The organism is Roseibium sp. QJM3NY_11 (assembly GCF_056173175.1).
Window position 1 is genome coordinate 2,159,169 of the sequence record NZ_CM149660.1, and the last position, 17,214, is coordinate 2,176,382.

The 17,214-nt window shown below is 61.7% G+C and carries 11 protein-coding genes and 1 pseudogene; 8 read left to right on the top strand and 4 right to left on the bottom strand.

What is annotated here, in order from left to right:
- Positions 1-111 precede the first annotated feature (111 nt).
- The 3 genes and pseudogenes from ligA (at position 112) to AC0VX3_RS09905 (ending at position 7,448) form a co-directional block, all read left to right on the top strand.
- Entirely contained in the window at positions 112-2,274 is a 2,163-nt protein-coding gene (ligA, locus tag AC0VX3_RS09895; RefSeq protein ID WP_475524566.1) for an NAD-dependent DNA ligase LigA, read from the top strand.
- 449 nt (positions 2,275-2,723) lie between these two features.
- Positions 2,724-4,592 carry a methyl-accepting chemotaxis protein gene (locus AC0VX3_RS09900; RefSeq protein ID WP_475524567.1) on the top strand — a complete coding sequence of 623 codons (1,869 nt, stop codon included), beginning with the start codon at positions 2,724-2,726 and terminating at the stop codon, positions 4,590-4,592.
- A gap of 416 nt (positions 4,593-5,008) precedes the next feature.
- A pseudogene (locus AC0VX3_RS09905) lies at positions 5,009-7,448 on the top strand (ATP-dependent helicase).
- A gap of 199 nt (positions 7,449-7,647) precedes the next feature.
- Here AC0VX3_RS09905 and AC0VX3_RS09910 read toward each other — a convergent pair.
- Positions 7,648-8,118, bottom strand: coding sequence for a hypothetical protein (locus AC0VX3_RS09910; RefSeq protein WP_342891916.1), 471 nt, complete (start codon positions 8,116-8,118; stop codon positions 7,648-7,650).
- A gap of 204 nt (positions 8,119-8,322) precedes the next feature.
- On the opposite strand from AC0VX3_RS09910, the gene AC0VX3_RS09915 reads away from it, so the two are divergent.
- Together AC0VX3_RS09915 and AC0VX3_RS09920 are read left to right on the top strand one after the other, a co-directional pair.
- Complete coding sequence (locus AC0VX3_RS09915) at positions 8,323-9,051, top strand: response regulator (RefSeq protein ID WP_475524568.1); 729 nt, start codon at positions 8,323-8,325, stop codon at positions 9,049-9,051.
- Positions 9,035-10,423: an ATP-binding protein gene (locus AC0VX3_RS09920; protein WP_475524569.1), complete on the top strand. Its 1,389-nt coding sequence runs from the start codon at positions 9,035-9,037 to the stop codon at positions 10,421-10,423. The genes AC0VX3_RS09915 and AC0VX3_RS09920 overlap by 17 nt, the downstream gene beginning before the upstream one ends.
- Before the next feature lie 2 nt (positions 10,424-10,425).
- Here the strand turns inward: AC0VX3_RS09920 and AC0VX3_RS09925 are convergent, their stop codons facing one another.
- On the bottom strand, positions 10,426-10,992 hold the full coding sequence (locus AC0VX3_RS09925; RefSeq protein WP_475524570.1) for a tetratricopeptide repeat protein: 567 nt from the start codon (positions 10,990-10,992) through the stop codon (positions 10,426-10,428).
- A 141-nt stretch (positions 10,993-11,133) separates the two neighbouring features.
- Between AC0VX3_RS09925 and AC0VX3_RS09930 the strand changes: the two genes are divergently transcribed.
- Positions 11,134-12,024, top strand: a complete 891-nt coding sequence (locus AC0VX3_RS09930) for a 50S ribosomal protein L11 methyltransferase (protein ID WP_475524571.1) — start codon at positions 11,134-11,136, stop codon at positions 12,022-12,024.
- Positions 12,025-12,118: 94 nt separating this feature from the next.
- Here the strand turns inward: AC0VX3_RS09930 and AC0VX3_RS09935 are convergent, their stop codons facing one another.
- Entirely contained in the window at positions 12,119-12,322 is a 204-nt protein-coding gene (locus tag AC0VX3_RS09935; RefSeq protein ID WP_342891921.1) for a hypothetical protein, read from the bottom strand.
- 250 nt (positions 12,323-12,572) lie between these two features.
- On the opposite strand from AC0VX3_RS09935, the gene AC0VX3_RS09940 reads away from it, so the two are divergent.
- Both AC0VX3_RS09940 and AC0VX3_RS09945 read left to right on the top strand, forming a co-directional pair.
- Positions 12,573-14,387 (top strand): aminopeptidase P family protein, encoded by a 1,815-nt coding sequence (locus tag AC0VX3_RS09940; RefSeq protein ID WP_475524572.1) that lies wholly within the window; start codon positions 12,573-12,575, stop codon positions 14,385-14,387.
- Positions 14,388-14,472: 85 nt separating this feature from the next.
- The gene (locus AC0VX3_RS09945; RefSeq protein WP_475524573.1) at positions 14,473-15,507 is read left to right on the top strand and encodes a phytanoyl-CoA dioxygenase family protein; all 1,035 of its coding nucleotides are present in this window, start codon (positions 14,473-14,475) and stop codon (positions 15,505-15,507) included.
- A gap of 25 nt (positions 15,508-15,532) precedes the next feature.
- Here the strand turns inward: AC0VX3_RS09945 and AC0VX3_RS09950 are convergent, their stop codons facing one another.
- Positions 15,533-17,176 (bottom strand): chloride channel protein, encoded by a 1,644-nt coding sequence (locus AC0VX3_RS09950; RefSeq protein WP_342891924.1) that lies wholly within the window; start codon positions 17,174-17,176, stop codon positions 15,533-15,535.
- Between the last annotated feature and the right edge of the window lie 38 nt (positions 17,177-17,214).

The following is a 17,214-nucleotide window of genomic DNA, read 5'->3' on the forward strand; positions in this document are numbered from 1 at the left end:
AATTGCCGCGAGGTTGTGACAAGAACGCTTGAGCATGCCTTATGGTTCCGGTATCCGGATGATACATGAAACCATCCGTTCCCATGCGCCGGCAAAATCCGTGAAGACATCATGATTGACACCCCAGTTGCCCAAACCGATGTTGACAGCCTCACCGAGGAGGAAGCCCGGGGGGAGCTGAAACGGCTGGCGGCGGAAATCGCCGAACATGACAGGCGCTATCATCAGGAAGATGACCCCGTCATTTCCGATGCGGACTACGATGCCCTGCGGCAGCGCAACGCGCGGATCGAAGCCCGGTTTCCCGCGCTGGTGCTTGGAGAGAGCCCGTCCGGCCAGGTCGGGGCGGCGCCGGCTTCCGGATTCGGCAAGATCACCCACCGGGTGCCGATGCTGTCGCTGGACAATGCCTTCAGCGATGACAACGTCCGGGAATTTGTCGGCCGCGTCCGCCGGTTCCTGAAATTCGATCCCTTGCAGGGTGTTCTGGCGGTGACGGCGGAACCGAAGATCGACGGGCTGTCCCTGTCGCTGCGCTATGAGGGGGGCGTGCTGGTCTATGCGGCCACCCGCGGTGACGGCACCACGGGTGAGAACGTCACCGCCAATGCCCGGACCATCGGCGATATTCCTGCCCGGCTCAGCGGCGATGTGTCGGATGTGCCGGATGTGGTCGAGGTGCGCGGCGAAGTCTATATGGCCAACAAGGACTTTCAGGCGCTCAATGAGCGTATGGAGGCCAATGGCGGCAAGGTCTTCGCAAACCCGCGCAACGCGGCCGCCGGGTCGCTGCGCCAGCTCAAGTCCGAAATCACGGCCTCCCGGCCGCTGCGGTTCTTTGCCTATGCCTGGGGCGAGATGAGCGCGCTGCCGGAAGACACCCAGTTCGCCATGGCTGAATGTCTCGGCAGGTGGGGTTTCCAGATCAACCCGTTGATGAAGCGCTGTGAAAGCGTCGAGGAGCTTCTGGCCGTCTATCACCGCATCGAGGAAAGCCGGGCGCAGCTCGACTATGACATCGACGGTGTTGTCTACAAGGTCGACAGGCTGGACCTGCAGGAACGGCTCGGCTTCGTTTCGCGCTCGCCCCGCTGGGCGATCGCGCACAAGTTTCCCGCCGAACAGGCCTTCACGATCCTCAACGACATCGAGATCCAGGTCGGCCGCACCGGCGCGCTGACGCCCGTCGCGAAGCTTGAGCCGATTACCGTCGGCGGTGTCGTCGTCTCCAATGCGACGCTTCACAACGAGGACTATATCAAGGGCATCGGCCAGGATGGCGAACCTTTGCGGGAAGGCAAGGACCTGCGCGTCGGCGATACGGTCAGGATCCAGCGGGCCGGGGATGTCATCCCGCAGATTGTCGATGTCGATCTGGACAAGCGCCCTGCGGACGCGAAGCCCTACGAGTTCCCGACGGTGTGTCCCGCCTGCGACAGCCATGCCGTGCGTGAGGAAAACGAGAAGACCGGCCGGGTGGACGCGATACGTCGCTGCACCGGCGGTCTGATCTGCCCGGCGCAGGCCACGGAAAAGCTGAAGCACTTCGTTTCGCGCAATGCCTTCGACATCGAAGGCCTCGGCGACAAACAGGTCGATGCGTTTTACCAGGAAAAACTTGTGACAACGCCGGCGGAGATCTTCACTCTGGAAGAGCGGGACAAGCAGTCCCTGACCAAGTTGCGCAATCGTGAAGGCTGGGGGGCGGTCTCGGCAAAGAACCTGTTCGAAGCCATCAATGCACGCCGGTCCATCGATCTCAACCGTTTCATCTTCGCGCTCGGTATCCGTCATGTCGGCGAGGGCAATGCCAAGCTGCTCGCGCGGGCCTACGGGTCCTGGGATGCCTTTTATCAGGCCATGCAGGCGGCCCGTGATCCGAACGGGGAGGCCTGGGCGGAGCTGAACGACATCGACGGGGTCGGCCATATCGTTGCCGAGGCGCTGGTGGAATTTTTCGCTGAAGCCCATAACCGCGAGCAGTTGGACAAACTGCTGGCGCAGGTGAGCCCGAAGGATGCGGAAAAGATCGAGGCGTCCGGATCTCCCGTCGCCGGCAAGACCGTCGTTTTCACCGGGTCACTGGAACGGATGACCCGGGACGAGGCCAAGGCCATGGCCGAGCGTTTCGGCGCCAAGGTGTCCGGCTCCGTGTCGAAGAAAACCGATCTCGTCGTGGCAGGGCCCGGCGCGGGCTCAAAGCTGAAAAAGGCCGCGGAGCTGGAGGTCGACGTGATTTCCGAGGATGACTGGTTCGATCTGGTCGGCGCATGAGGCTGCCGCTTGCTGTTGAGCCTGTATTTTGTCCCGGAAGCAGGTCGATATTTTGAACGTTTGGCGTCACGATAATCTCAGTAAATTGAAACTAGTAAAAACTACAATGTTCTTATTGCGTACATCTTCAATCGTGCATTGATTTAACTTGATGTGCGCCCCAAAAAATTCGATTTTTAATTATTTCACACGGTGATTTAAAGATTGAGTAATGGGTTCCGTACAGTTTCGGGAGAGTTATTTTTTCCCGGAGGGCGATGTCCATGAAACGTATCAGGCTACAAGTCGCGGTTCTTGCGTGTGTACCGATGATTGCCCTAATGGGTTTCGCAGCGTTCAGTGTCTATGAAAAAGCTGTCGAGCTGTCGCATCATTCGTTTATGCGGCCGATGACGAGAATTGCCGAAGATTCCGGCAATCTGGTGCACGAGCTGCAAAAAGAACGCGGCATGACTGTCAGCTTGATCAAGAACGACTATGACTCCGGCCTCGGTGGCAAGCTGAAAGCGCAACGCTCCAATACGGATGCCGCGCTCAAGATATTCGACGACCATCTGGCATCACTGGAACTCAGCGACGACGACCTCATCAAGGATCTGCATCATGTCGCCGAGGAAGTGCACAAGATCACGACAGTTCGCAAGGAAGTGGATGGGAAGAAACTTCAGGTGAAGGATGTTCTCAAGCATTATTCGCACGAAGTGGAAGAGCTGATCCATGTCGTCGGTCTTACAACGGAGGTGAGCCCTTCCAAAGAAATAACTGCGGAACTTCTGCCTTTCCTGACGATTGTCGAAGCGATGGAGGCCGGCGGGCTGGAACGGGCGACGGGTGCGGCCCTGCTGAACGAGTTCAACGCCACCGGCAAGGTCGATCCAACGATCTACAAATCGGTCCTCACCAACTACGGCGGGGAAAGTGCCTTTTTGAAAGAGTTCAAATCGGTTGCACTTCCCGAACAGAAAGAACTCTGGAAGAAGATGGTCACGGGAGCCGATGTCGATCAGGCACTGGCCTGGCGTGATCTGATCCACGCTCTGCCTCAGACGCTGGATGCCGAAGGTGTCGAGGGGTCGGTGTGGTTTGCCATGGCAACCAAACGGCTGAACCTCATGAAGAAGTTCTCCGATGAACTCATTCACAGGGCGGAAGCGGCCGCCGATGCGGATGTCGCCGGGCTTTCACAGCAGGTTTTCTGGCTTTCGGTCCTTGCAGTTGTCTTTGTTGTTGCCACGCTTGCCCTGGTCATCTGGCAGGTCCGTTCGATCACAAATACCCTGAGCCGGCAGCGGGACAGTGTCACCAGCCTGGTCGACGGCGATCTGGATGTCGTGATCATGGACACGGACAGACCTGACGAAATTGGTGATATCGCCCGTGCGTCCACAGTCTTCCGGGACAATCTCCGCCATCAGCGCGAGATGGAGGAAGAGACAGCGGCAAGGCGGGAAGCGCGCCAGAAGCGCGCCGAGCAGTTGGAAAACGCCATCCACCATTTCGAAACCTCGGTGTCGACGATCCAGGAACAGCTTTCCACGGAGACCGAAGGCATGAGGTCCAGTGTCGGCGAGATGATCAAGATCGCCATGCATGCCGACGAAAGCGCCAAGGCTGCCGATGCCGCCACCGGTCAGGCGACCGCCAACGTTCAGACCGTGGCGTCAGCCGCCGCCGAGCTGTCCGCCTCCATCGGCGAAATTTCGCGGCAGGCGAACTCCGCCACGGAAATCTCTGCAGATGCGTCCGAAACCGCAATCTCGGCGGACCGGGATATTTCGCTTCTCGCGGAAACTGCGGACAAGATCGGCGAGGTTGTCGAAATCATCCGGGCAATCGCGGAACAGACCAACCTCCTGGCCCTGAACGCGACGATCGAGGCCGCCCGTGCGGGTGAAGCCGGCAAGGGCTTTGCAGTGGTTGCCGCGGAAGTCAAGGAACTGTCCACGCAGACGGCGAAGGCGACCGACGAGATCGCGAGCCAGATCACCGGAGTTCAGAACTCGACCCAGAAGTCGGTTGCCGCCATCCGGTCGATTGTCGAACGGATCCAGGAAGTCCAGTCGGTGTCGGAAACCATTTCAACGTCCGTCGACGAGCAGAGCGCAGCAACGAGCGAAATCACCCAGAGCATCACCTTCGCGTCGGACGGTGCCACCTCGGCGGCCTCGAATGTTGCCGAAGTGTCCAGTTCGATCGATCAGACCCGGGACCAGTCGCAGGTGATGAGCCAGTCCGCCGAACAACTGGGCCTGGTGGCTGCGGATCTTTCCCAGGCCGTCAATCAGTTCCTTGGCGAAGTGCGCGAACAGGTGGCCTGAACCAGGCCGCGCCTGCCATAGCATTGCAGACATACCAAAGGCCGGCGTCATCAGGACGCCGGCCTTTGCCGTGGCCGCCTAAATTACGGTATGCATCAACTGCGGTGCTGAATGTGTTGGTCCTGGACTGGCCGTTGGTTGACACCCGCCTCGACAAGGCGGAACTCGACCGGCAGGGACAAGCGGTGTCACGGCCTTTCCGAAACCTGTTCAAACGACGGCACCCAGTTCAGTCCTCACCAAAGACGTTCCTTGCAGATCTGTGCGGTGAGCAAGTATCGCCGGTCAATGGCTTCAGGTTTCCGGTACGGCCACCACGTCTTGTCCCCATCAATTCCCTGATCTGCGCCTCGCCAGCGCCGCTTTGTTGCTATAATGTTCTCGCAAAGACCTCTTGGCAACCGGACCAGTAAACCATGGCAGACCCGGACGGGTATGACGATCCATTTGACGATCCTTTTCAGCCTGTCGGAACCAGGGCGGAGCCGGCTCCCGCACCTGTGCGCCCGCAAGGCGGGATCGCCGCGCGGGCGATGGCAGCCCGGCGGGCGCCTGATTATCTGACCGGACTGAACCCGGAGCAGCGGCTTGCCGTGGAAACTACGGAGGGTCCGCTGCTTGTGCTGGCCGGAGCGGGAACGGGCAAGACCCGCGTTCTGACCACCCGGATTGCGCATATTCTGGCGTCAGGTCTGGCGCGCCCTTTCGAGATCCTTGCCGTCACCTTCACCAACAAGGCCGCGCGGGAGATGAAGGAACGCATCGCGGGCTTTGTCGGCGGCAATGTCGAGGGCATGGCCTGGCTCGGCACCTTCCATTCCATCTGTGTGAAGATCCTGCGCAAGCATGCCGAACTGGTGGGCCTGCAATCCAGTTTTTCCATTCTCGACACGGACGACCAGATCCGCCTGATCAAGCAGATCATCCAGGCCGAGGGGCTGGACGACAAGCGCTGGACCGCCAAGGCCTTCGCCGGGATGCTCGACGGCTGGAAGAACCGTGCCCTGACCCCGGATCAGGTGCCCGAGGGAGAGGCGCGCGCATTCGCCAACGGCAAGGGCCGCAAGCTTTACGAGCAATACCAGGAACGTCTTTCGATCTTGAACGCGGCCGATTTCGGGGATCTGCTTCTGCACGTGATCACCCTGTTCAAGAGCCGTCCGGAACGTCCTTGCGGAGTATCAGCGGCGTTTCCGCTACATGCTGGTCGACGAATACCAGGACACCAACATTGCCCAGTATCTGTGGCTGCGCCTGTTGGCCCAGGGCAACCCGAATGTCTGCTGCGTCGGCGATGACGATCAGTCGATCTACGGTTGGCGCGGGGCCGAGGTCGACAACATCCTGCGCTTCGAGCACGACTTCAAGGGCGCGGAAGTGATCCGTCTGGAACGCAATTACCGCTCGACCAGCCATATTCTGGCAACCGCATCTCATCTGATCTCCTTCAACGAAGGCCGTCTCGGCAAGACGCTGTTCACCGATTTCGACGAGCCCGACCACGATCTGGTGGCCGTTGCCTCGGTCTGGGATTCCGAGGAAGAGGCGCGCAGCATTGGCGACGAGATCGAGGCCCTGCAGGCAAAGGGGCACGCATTGAACGAAATGGCGGTGCTGGTGCGGGCCTCGTTCCAGATGCGCGAGTTCGAGGACCGCTTCGTCACACTCGGGCTGAACTACAGGGTCATCGGCGGACCGCGTTTTTATGAGCGCATGGAAATCCGGGACGCCATGGCCTATCTCCGCTGTGTTGCGCAGCCGGCGGACGATCTGGCGTTCGAGAGGATCGTCAACACGCCGAAGCGCGGCCTCGGCGACGCGACGCTGAAACTGGTGCATGGCCTCGCCCGTGCCGAGCGCATTCCGCTGATGCAGGCCGCCAGTCAATTGATCGACACGGAAGAGCTGAAGCCCAAGCCGCGCAACGCCCTGAAGACCGTGCTCGACAACTTCGAGCGCTGGCGGCGTCAGCTCGATCAGATCAGGCATACCGAGCTTGCCGAAATCATTCTCGATGAAAGCGGCTATACCCAGATGTGGCGGCAGGACCGGTCTGCGGAGGCTCCCGGGCGGCTGGACAACCTCAAGGAGCTGATCCGCTCCATGGAGGAGTTCGAGTCCCTGGCGGGGTTCCTGGAACACATTTCCCTCGTGATGGACCGGGACAGTGCCGATGCTTCCGATGCGGTTTCCATCATGACGCTGCATTCCGCCAAGGGTCTTGAGTTCGACACGGTGTTTCTGCCCGGATGGGAGGAGGGGCTGTTTCCGCATCAGCGCGCGCTGGACGAAAGCGGGCGCGCCGGGCTGGAAGAAGAGCGCCGGCTGGCCTATGTCGGCATCACGCGCGCGAAAAAACGGGCGAAACTCTATTTTGCCTCCAACCGGCGCATTCACGGCCTGTGGCAATCGACCGTGCCGTCGCGCTTTCTGGATGAATTGCCACCGGAACATGTCGAGATCGGCGAACCTTCCTCGAACTATGGCGGGTATGCCGGCGGTGGTTACGGTCCGTCCCGTTTCGACAGTCACGATCCTTTCGAGAAGGGCAGCTATTCGACGCCGGGCTGGAAACGGGCACAGCGCGCCCGGCAAGCCTCTGACGGGTTCTCCGACAGCGGGGGGCGCGGCCAGCAATCCGCGCGCACGAAGCGCCAGGGGCCGCTGACGATCGAGGGCGAACTGGTCGCCAAATCCGTCAGCGACACGCCGTCGGAGTATTCTGTCGGCGAGCGGGTGTTCCACATCAAGTTCGGCTACGGCGCCATCAGACTGATCGAAGGCAACAAGCTGACCATCGATTTCGAAAAGGCGGGCGTGAAGAAGGTCATCGACAGTTTTGTCGAGCGGCACTGAGCCGGAAACCGGCGTCGTTTCGAGTCCCTGTTCCCCGAAGCAAAAGCCCACGACGAAAAACAGAACCGGCCGCCAGGAGGCGGCCGGCTTCCCGAAAGCGGCGGTCGGGTGACAGTGGATGTGCTGCTGTCACCGGATGGCGGGAGTCTTGTCTCCTGCCGGCCCGACTTGAGCCGGGGCAGGGGCGCTCCGCAGCATGTCAGGCTGTGTAATCAGCCAACAGGGACGCGACGCTGGAGACGGATTGTTCGCCTGAGCCGTCATAGGCCGATCCGCTCTGAAGCTGGGACAGGATCGCGCTCATCAGGTCTTCTGTCTCGCCGCCGGGAGGTGGTCTCTGTCCGCCCGGAGGAGGTCCGCCGAGCTCTCCTTCCTCGAACAGGTCCGCCAGTTTGTCGGCCTGCTCCTGATCCAGGGTCCCGGCCTCGACCTGTTCCGACAGCATCGAGTCGAAATTCGCCTGCATCTCTTCCTGGGTCGGTGGTGTGCTGCCTTGCTCCGGCGGGCCGGACTCCATGCGTTCGGCATGGATCGCGTCCAGCGCTTCCAGCATCGCATCCTGATCGTCGGCGGAAATTTCGCCCGCTTCGACCTGCGCGCTCAGGCTGTTGACCGCCTGGTCCCGGGGCGAGCCACCCGGCGGCATCATTGGCATTGAACCGATTTGCATGTTCGTTCACTCCGTGAAAGGGTTGATACGCCTATACTTCGGGGACGGTGGCGCCGGAAAGGTTAACGGCATCTTAACTCTCGCGGGCCGCAGTTTTCGGTTTGTTTCCGTTGATTTTACGAGAAACAGACAGAAACAGTTTTCCGGAATACAGGCCTCGCGAAACGGCTGAAAATCCGGCCTGAAAAGGGATATGGTCCTGCCATGCACAGACCGTCACACATCCTAGTCGTCGAGGACGATTCCGAAATCGGATTGCTGATCAAACGGCATCTGGTCTCAAGTGATTTCAAGGTCACGCTGGCGCGTGACGGAATCGAGATGGACCGTTTGCTGGCCAGCAACCGGGTCGATCTCGTTCTGCTTGACCTGATGCTTCCCGGCGAGGACGGCATCAGCATCTGCCGGCGCCTGCGCGCGACCAGCTCGGTGCCGATCATCATCGTCTCGGCCAAGAACGAGGATATCGACCGTGTGGTCGGGCTGGAGGTGGGGGCGGACGACTATGTGCCCAAGCCGTTCAGTCCGAGGGAACTGATCGCCCGGGTGCGCGCGCTGTTTCGCCGTGTCGAACTCGGGTCCGTCGCGGCTCCGGCCGCTGTGGGGATGCTGCATTTCGAATCGTGGCAGATGGATTGCCGGCTGAGGACCCTGCACAATTGCGGGGGAGCACTCGTGTCCGTGACCCCTGCGGAATTCAACCTGCTTCAGGTTCTGGTGGAACGCGGTGGCCGGGTTCTGAGCCGGGAACAGCTCGTCGAGCTGACATACGGCCAGTTCGGCGCGACCAACGGGCGCAATATCGACATCCTGATCAGCAGGTTACGGTCTAAGCTCGAGGCGGGCGGAGCGCCCTACCAGTTCATTCGAACGGTGCGTGCCGGCGGTTACGAATTCGTGGCTCCGGTGGCGCGGGATGAAGCGGTTGCTTAACCGGCTCTGGCCGGACAGCATGCTGCACCAGATCCTGGTGCTGCTGGCCGTTTCCGGGCTGTTCATGATCATCGTCGGTGCGGCGGTCATTTTTGTTCTGAAGCAGCGTCTCGACCAGAATCTTTCGATCATGACCAGCCATTTCGTCAGTGTGGCCATCGGGAAGCTGAACGAAACCGAGGCGCAGGACCGGCGGGCGGTGCTCGAAGCGCTCCGGACCGATCTTCCCGACATATCGATCGAACTGGTCGGCGAAGAGGTTCTCGCCGGTCCCGACGTTAGAGGCGAAGGCGCCCGGTACGGTCCATTCCGGACCGGAGATACGCTGCTCGGGATGCGCCTTGAACACGTCGTCGGTCCCGGGTTGCGCGGAAAGAATTCCGGACCGCTGATTTATGTCAGGCTCAGGGACGGTGCGCTTGTTGCCGCCGAATGGGGCCTGCGGGCCCCACCACCTTCCGTTCTGGGAATGCCCTTCTTCCTGTTTTTCGGATTTCTGGCGCTGACCTTCTGCGGCCTGATGATCTGGGCCGCCCGGGGTCTGGTCGGCCCGCTGTCGGACCTGGCATCAGCCGCCAGGCATTTCGGGGAAAGCTCCACCGCGCCGGTGCCGATCCGCGAAGCCGGCCCGCGCGAGGTGCGCGCCGCGGCTCACGCGTTCAACCGGATGCAGCTCCGGATCGACGAATTTCTGAACAAGCGGACACGCATGCTCGCCGCCGTCAGCCACGACCTGAGGACACCACTGACCCGGCTGGGGCTGCGCCTGGATCTTCTGGAAGAGGGCGAGATTCGCGACCGGAGCCTCCGGGATCTCCAGCAGATGGAGCAACAGCTCGATTCCGCGCTGATCTTTCTGCGCGACGGCGCCACTTCGGAACCTGTCCAGCGGATCGATCTGCCCAGCTTTCTTCAGTCCCTGGCCGACCAGTATGCGGATATCGGGCATGTGGTCACGCTTGGCTTCGAGGCCGGTCTGGCCGTTGAGGCGCGCACCACCGAGCTGACGCGCGCCCTGTGCAATCTGGTCGACAACGCCACGCATTACGCCCGCGATGTGGAGATTCGTGCCTGTCGCAAGGACGACACCGTGCGGATCGACGTCATCGACCATGGTCCGGGGATCGCCGAGGCCGACCGGGTGCGCCTGCTTGAACCTTTCGAGCGCGGTGACGCGGCGCGCCAGCTCCGCGAAGGCACGGGCTTCGGTCTGGGGCTGCCGACGGCAAGGGCGGTCGCGGAAGCGGCTTCGGGCCGTCTCGACCTGCTGGACACCGCCGGTGGCGGTCTTACGGTGCGCCTCACCCTGCCCGTCGCCGAAGGTCCCAGGCCGGACAAAGCAGGGCGAAAGGCCGCTCCGGAAGATGGCTGAGGCTAAAGATCCACGCCACCGGGCTGGACCAGCAGGGTGCGTTCCTTGAGGTAGGGGTGAATTTCGACGGCTTCACGCAAGGCCTGCTGGCCGAGTTTCACACGTCCAAGGGTCATGAAGATCATGGCTTTTCCCGACAGGGCACCGAAGTGGCGTGGTTCCAACGCGAGCGCGCGTGCGATATCCTCCAGGCTGGCTTCGTAATTTCCTTGCAAAAACAGGACGAAGGCGCGCTGGTTCCAGCCCTCGGCATAGTCCGGTGCTTCGGTGATGATCTTGTCCAGCAGCGCGCGTGCACCGGCCAGGTCATAGGCGTGACGGCGGCTCATGGCCTCTTCGAGCCTGGCCTGTATCTCGGGATTCGGCGCTGCCTCGAACCAGGATTTCCAGATTTCGTTTTCGATCTTCTCGGCTTCGATCTCGCTCGGCGCGGTTTTCAACGCTTCGAACAGGGCCTCCTTTTGGGAAGCTGCCAACGCGGCCAACGTCATCAAGGCGGCGCTCAGGAGCATCACTGCCAAAACGCGCAAGAGTGTGACCAGGCGGATGATTTCGGTGGCGCCCTGCATGGCTCAATTCCTCTCTATTCAAGCGAAAAATGGGGCATTGCACCGAATTGACCAGTCTTTCGGACCTGATTCGCTGGTTTAGGGCGCGGCTTGCCGGTATACCGCTCGCCTTGAAGCCAATCACCGAAGGCAATTGCGGACATGAAAACCATCCGGGTACGGATCACTGCCGAAGAACTCGAAGCCAAGCGGATTTCGGAAATCCTGGAACGCGCATTTGAAGACGACGGCAATCCTGTGACCATTTACGAGGTCACTGCGGATGGGCGGACATGGGCCGCGGAAATCCTTCTTTTCGGAATGGAGCCGGATGAAGCCGCCGCGACGGTGCGCGACCGGGTCGGCGCCGATGCCTTCGCCGCACCGCTTGAAGCGGAGGAACTGCCGGATATCAACTGGGTGGAAAAAAGCCTCGAGGGATTGAAGCCGGTCCGGGCCGGCCGGTTCGTCGTGCATGGCGGGCATGACCGGGACAAGGTGCCGCCGGGGGCCATCGGCCTAGAAATCGAGGCGGCGCTTGCCTTCGGGACCGGCCATCACGGCACGACGGCGGGGTGCCTGGAGGAAATCGACAGGCTGCTGTCCCTGCGCGAATATGACAGCATTCTCGATCTGGGGACGGGAACGGGCGTGCTGGCCATCGCGGCCGCGCTCAAGGGCCGTCAGGGTGTTCTGGCGACGGATATCGACCCGGTGGCAACACGCACGGCACTTCAGAACGCCCGTCTCAACGGGGCGTCGCATCTGATCAGCGGCTTCACGGCCAATGGCATGGAAGACAGGCGATTTCGCCTCTATGGGCCCTTCGACCTCGTGATCGCCAACATTCTGGCGCGGCCGCTGATGAAGATGTCCAGATCCATCGGCGAACGCATGACCCGCACCGCGACGCTGGTCCTGTCGGGCCTGCGCATCGAGGACGGTCCCAGGATCCTGTTCGCCTACCGGTGTCAGGGATTTGTCCTGGACAGGCGCCGCCAGAAGGACGGTTGGCTGACCCTGACACTGGTGCGCGGCCGCAAAACGGCCTGAACCAGGCGCGAGCAGAATCGCAAGGAAAAAGGCCCGCCGGAAAATCCGGCGGGCCTTTACGGGTGCACAGTGGTGTTTGCGGAGACCGAAGGCCTCAGAATGCGCTGGTCGAAGCGCCTTCACGCTCGAGCCTGTCACGGTCGTAACCGTGGGCTGCCAGAGTTGCGTCGTCCAGAGACAGCAGGTAGCCGTTGACATAGCGGCGAGCCTGAACCGAACGGGCTTCGATCATGCGATCGAAAGCGCGGCGCATGAAGCTGCCGCCGGCGCGGGTCGAAGTGGTTGTCTTGATGGTCATCGTGATCATTCCCTTTATGGAGGTACAAGAGCTTCCCTAGGGAGAAACGTCTTTTTATTTTCTGATCCTTATATGCCCCTTCCTGCCTGATTCAGGTAGGCCTGAAGACGCATGACTGCCCTGCGCTCTTCGCATATGCGAAATGATTTGTTGCGCTGCGATAAAGGGGGTGGAACTTTCTTCGGATCGGTCAGACCGGAATGAATTATCCCGCTTGATCCGTTGCAGCGGCCAAATTACCGTGTCCCGCATGTACCAGACATTTGACGATCTCAGCGATCCCTCCTGCGGAGCGCCGCATGCAGCGCTTCTCAGAGCCGAACTCGCCCGCCGTGGCCTTGACGGGTTTCTGATTCCGCGTGCCGACGCCCACCAGGGTGAATATGTGCCGCCGCACGACTGCCGCCTGCAGTGGTTGACCGGGTTCACCGGTTCTGCCGGGGTTGCAGCGGTCCTCGGCGAGGAAGCGGCGATTTTCGTCGATGGCCGATACACCATTCAGGTGCGCGAGCAGGTCGACATGGAGGTCTTTCCCGCCCGTCATCTCATCACCGAGCCGGTAACGGACTGGCTGGCACAGCGCCTGAAACCGGGTCAGAAACTGGGCATAGACGCGCTGTTGCACACGGTGCAGGAAGTGCGCCGCCTGAGTGCTGTCTGCGAGCAGGCCGGAGCGGAACTGGTGCGGCTCGAAGACAATCCGGTCGACACTGTCTGGGACGATCGTCCGGAGCCGCCGGTTGGAAACGTGTCGCTCTACCCGGTCGTACTGGCCGGGCGGGAGGCGACAGACAAGCTCGCCGAGATCCAGAGAGCACTTCTTGAGAAGAAAGCCGATGCCTGCGTGCTGACGCAACCTGATTCCATTGCCTGGCTGTTCAATATCCGTGGCTCCGACGTGACGCACTCGCCGATTCCGCTGTCCTTCGCGACGGTCCCGTCCGAGGGGCGGCCGGCGCTCTATATCGATAGCCGCAAACTGTCCAATTCGGTTCGAGATGCCCTGTCAGGCCTGACGGACCTCGCCGAACCGGGGGCGTTTCTGCCGGGACTGGAAGCTCTTGGTGGCAAGGGAGCACGGGTCCTGATCGATCCGGCCCTGGCCGGGATCGGTATCGCGGACGCGATCACCGGGGCCGGCGGCACGCTGGTGGAAGCCCAGGATCCGGTGCTGCTGCCCAAGGCAATCAAGAATGAAGCCGAACTGAACGGGGCGCGGACCGCCCATGTGCGCGATGCAGCCGCCTATGTGAATTTTCTCGCGTGGTTCGACGAGGTTGCGCCCAAAGGCGCGCTCGACGAAATCGGCGTCGCGGAGAAACTGGAGGAATTCCGCCGGGAGACCGGCGTTCTGAAGGACATTTCCTTCGATACGATATCAGGCGCGGGCCCCAACGGGGCGATCTGCCACTATCGTGTCGGCCGGTCCAGCAATCTGAAGATCCCGCTCGGCAAGCCGTTTCTGATCGATTCGGGCGCCCAGTACGAGGACGGCACCACCGACATCACCCGCACGATCGCGGTTGGCGACGTGAGCGCGGAGATGAAGCGCCACTACACGCTGGTGCTGAAAGGGCATATCGCCATCTCGACGGCGAAGTTTCCCGAAGGCACGACAGGGGCACAGCTCGACACGCTGGCCCGGATCGACCTGTGGAAGGCAGGCCTCGATTTCGACCACGGCACCGGCCATGGCGTCGGCGCCTATCTCAGTGTGCACGAGGGCCCGCAACGCATATCCAAGACAGGAACGGTGCCGTTGAAGCCGGGGATGATCCTGTCCAATGAACCGGGATACTACCCGGCGGGAGAATACGGAATCCGACTGGAGAATCTCGAGATCGTCACGGGTCCTGCCGACATTGCAGGCGGCGAGCGGGCGATGCTCAGTTTCGAAACGATCACCCTGGTGCCGATGGATCTCCGGCTGGTGGAGACGGCGCTGCTGACCCATGACGAACGGGCCTGGCTGAACCGGTATCACGAGCGGGTCCGGTCCGAAATCGGGCCTCTGGTCGGCGCCAGGGAACGGATCTGGCTGGAACAGGCGACCAAAGCGATCTAGAACAGCGCGTGGGGCTGGCCATTCCGGTCAGGCGACCCCGGCCATGGTCCATGTTGCAGCTGAAAATTGATATCCGAGGTTCCGAATGCGCGCGGCAGACGTTCTCAAGATGCCCCTTTACGCAGCCGAGCTGGCCACGGGGGCCAAGTCCTTTCGTGACAATCCCCTCATTGGCAGCCGCCGGCTCAACGAGGCCGGGCTGCATGTGAAACGCGTCAGACTGGCCGAGCAGATGGCGGATGCCAGGCGGGCAAGGCTGGCGTCCCTGGTGAGCGAGGAACAGCGCGCAGCTTACCAGCGCGACGGTTTCATCGTGACACACGATCTTCTGCCGGATGCGGACATTGCCGGGCTGCGCCGGGAAATCGAGACAACGCCGTTCGATGCCTGGGACATGCGCCAGGGCAACGCCGTCACGCGCTTTATTCCCCTGCCGCCGAAGGTGCTCGAGGATCTGCCGTATCTGAAGTCGGCCGTTTGGAGCCATCCCTTCCAGAACGGCTTGCGCTATGTGGGGGCCACCAACAGTGACCCGCTGGTCTATCTGCACATCGTGATGACGAACCCGGACGGAAAACGCAAGGCGGATCCGCAGACGGCATTTCATTCCGACACGTTCCATCCGACCGCGAAAGCCTGGTTCTTTCTTTACGATATAGATGATCGCGAAGGGCCCTTCTGCTACGTCCCGGGCTCACACCGCATGACGCCCGAACGGCTGGAATGGGAACGCGAACAGAGCCTGGCGGCCGCTTCGGCGAAAAACGGGAACCACGCGGGCGGTTCCTTCCGCCTGACTTCCCAAGAATTCGGCCGGCTGAAGTATGGCGAGCCCGTGCGGTTCGCGGTGCCGGGAAATTCTCTGGTGGTTGCCGATACGCATGGCTTCCACGCCCGCGCCGCAAGCGACCGGCCTTCGGTCAGGATCGGGCTTTACGGATCTCTGCGCCGCAATCCCTTCGTGCCGTGGACCGGGCCGGACCTGTTCAGCCTGCCGGGTCTGAAAGGGCGCCAGGCCCAGATCCACATGGCGCAGAAAGATCTGCAAATGCGCCTGAAGGGGCGCACCTCCCATCGTTACGCGGGCAAGGTGCTGGCGACCGATCCGTCCAGGTTCTGAAACGCCTCGAAACGTCCGGAGCGGATCAACTGTGCTCTTCGCGGGTCGCATTGATCAGGGCCGCATTGAAATAGCGCAGTCCCCGCACATGTCTGGCGATGCCTATGATGCGGGTCGCATCGCCTTTGCGGACCACGGGCAGGGCGGACAAGCCACAGGAATCGAAGCTTTTCAGGGCGCTTTCCAAAGTGTCGGTCTCGTGCAGGTAGGGTCCGTCCTCGCCGGGATTGAAGGTGCGCTCCTCCTCGGTCTCCGGCGGCGGATCCATGAAATCGCGGACCTTGACCTTTTCGCTCAGGAACTGGTGGACACCTTCGTTCACGAAGCAGCCGCGCATTCCGAGCTGCCAATGGAAATAGGACTTGCCGTGAACCGCTTGCGTCAGTCCGGTGGCGATCGACACCGACAGGAGCAGGGCGATCGACAGGGCGTAGCCGCCGGTCAGTTCGAACACGATCACCGTGGTCGAGAAGGGGGCCCCGAGCACGGCGGCGGCAACGGCGCCCATTCCGAGAATGGCGTAGAGACCGTGGCTTGACGCCATCTCCGGGAAAACCGCGGCCGCGATCAGGCCGAAGGCGCCCCCGGTCATGGCCCCAAGGTAGAGGGAAGGCGAGAATATGCCGCCGCCGAATCGCGATGCCAGCGTGATCGCCGTCGCTGCCGTCTTCACCACGAGCAGTGCCAGCAAGGTGGTGATGGACAGGGAATGCTTCAGGGCGAGATCGGTCGCCTCGTAGCCGACGCCCAGGATGCCTGGAAAGAATACGCCGAGGGTTCCGACCATCAGGCCGCCGATGGCCGGGCGCAGCCACAGCGGCATGGTGATGTTGCGGGCGATCCAGTCTGTCCCGATGAGCGCAAACTGGAAAATGATTGCAACGGCCGCGCAAGCAAGGCCGAGCAGGGCGAAGGCGGGGATTTCCAGATAGGACGTGATTTCGTAGGCCGGGATCTCGAAGGCGGCGATATCGCCGAACCAGAGCCGGGACAGCAGGGTGCCCATGACCGATGCCAGAACGATCGGCACGAAAGCGGACACCGCATAATGACCGAGCACGACTTCATGGGCAAAGAGCACGCCCGCGATAGGCGCGTTGAACGAGGCGGAGACCGCGCTTGCGACCGCGCAGCCCAGAATAACGCGCCTTGCGGAATCCGGCAGGCTGAAATAGCTGCAGACGGCGGTGCCCAGGGTCGCTCCGAGATGGACGACGGGGCCTTCACGCCCGGCGCTGGCCCCGCTTCCGAGCGAAATCGTGGTCACAAGTGCCGACCAGAGGCCTGATTTCAGCGGCAGACCCCGTCCGCCATTGGCGCGCGCCTCGATGACATCGGCGACGGCACCGGCCCGTTTCTGCGGATGAAATCTCTGCAGGATCCAGCCAACCACCAGACCGCCCGCTGCGGGTGCCAGCACGATGACCCACCAGGGCTGGCCGGCGGCGGCCTGCCAGGTCAATTCGGTCGTCGTGCCCAGCCACGGCCACTGGAACAGCCCGATCGCCGTTCGGAAGGCAATCGCCGCGAGCGCAACCAACGCGCCGACGAAGACAGCCAGGATCCAGACGACGTGCATCCGGCTTGCCCGGTACTGACGCAGATTCGGCGTTATCCAGCCGGTGAGGATTTCGGGAAGCTGACCGGCTGTTTCCAGTATCTTGCGCATCAGACTCGATCGATGGGGCGTCGCGTTCTTTCGAGCCT

Bases quoted from the DNA above. Each gene is read 5' to 3' on its own strand.
- AC0VX3_RS09925 (WP_475524570.1), bottom strand. From the start codon at position 10,992: ATGCAGGGCGCCACCGAAATCATCCGCCTGGTCACACTCTTGCGCGTT.
- AC0VX3_RS09940 (WP_475524572.1), top strand. From the start codon at position 12,573: ATGTACCAGACATTTGACGATCTCAGCGATCCCTCCTGCGGAGCGCCG.
- AC0VX3_RS09915 (WP_475524568.1), top strand. From the start codon at position 8,323: ATGCACAGACCGTCACACATCCTAGTCGTCGAGGACGATTCCGAAATC.
- ligA (WP_475524566.1), top strand. From the start codon at position 112: ATGATTGACACCCCAGTTGCCCAAACCGATGTTGACAGCCTCACCGAG.
- AC0VX3_RS09935 (WP_342891921.1), bottom strand. From the start codon at position 12,322: ATGACCATCAAGACAACCACTTCGACCCGCGCCGGCGGCAGCTTCATG.
- AC0VX3_RS09950 (WP_342891924.1), bottom strand. From the start codon at position 17,176: ATGCGCAAGATACTGGAAACAGCCGGTCAGCTTCCCGAAATCCTCACC.
- AC0VX3_RS09930 (WP_475524571.1), top strand. From the start codon at position 11,134: ATGAAAACCATCCGGGTACGGATCACTGCCGAAGAACTCGAAGCCAAG.
- AC0VX3_RS09900 (WP_475524567.1), top strand. From the start codon at position 2,724: ATGACTGTCAGCTTGATCAAGAACGACTATGACTCCGGCCTCGGTGGC.
- AC0VX3_RS09910 (WP_342891916.1), bottom strand. From the start codon at position 8,118: ATGCAAATCGGTTCAATGCCAATGATGCCGCCGGGTGGCTCGCCCCGG.
- AC0VX3_RS09920 (WP_475524569.1), top strand. From the start codon at position 9,035: ATGAAGCGGTTGCTTAACCGGCTCTGGCCGGACAGCATGCTGCACCAG.
- AC0VX3_RS09945 (WP_475524573.1), top strand. From the start codon at position 14,473: ATGCGCGCGGCAGACGTTCTCAAGATGCCCCTTTACGCAGCCGAGCTG.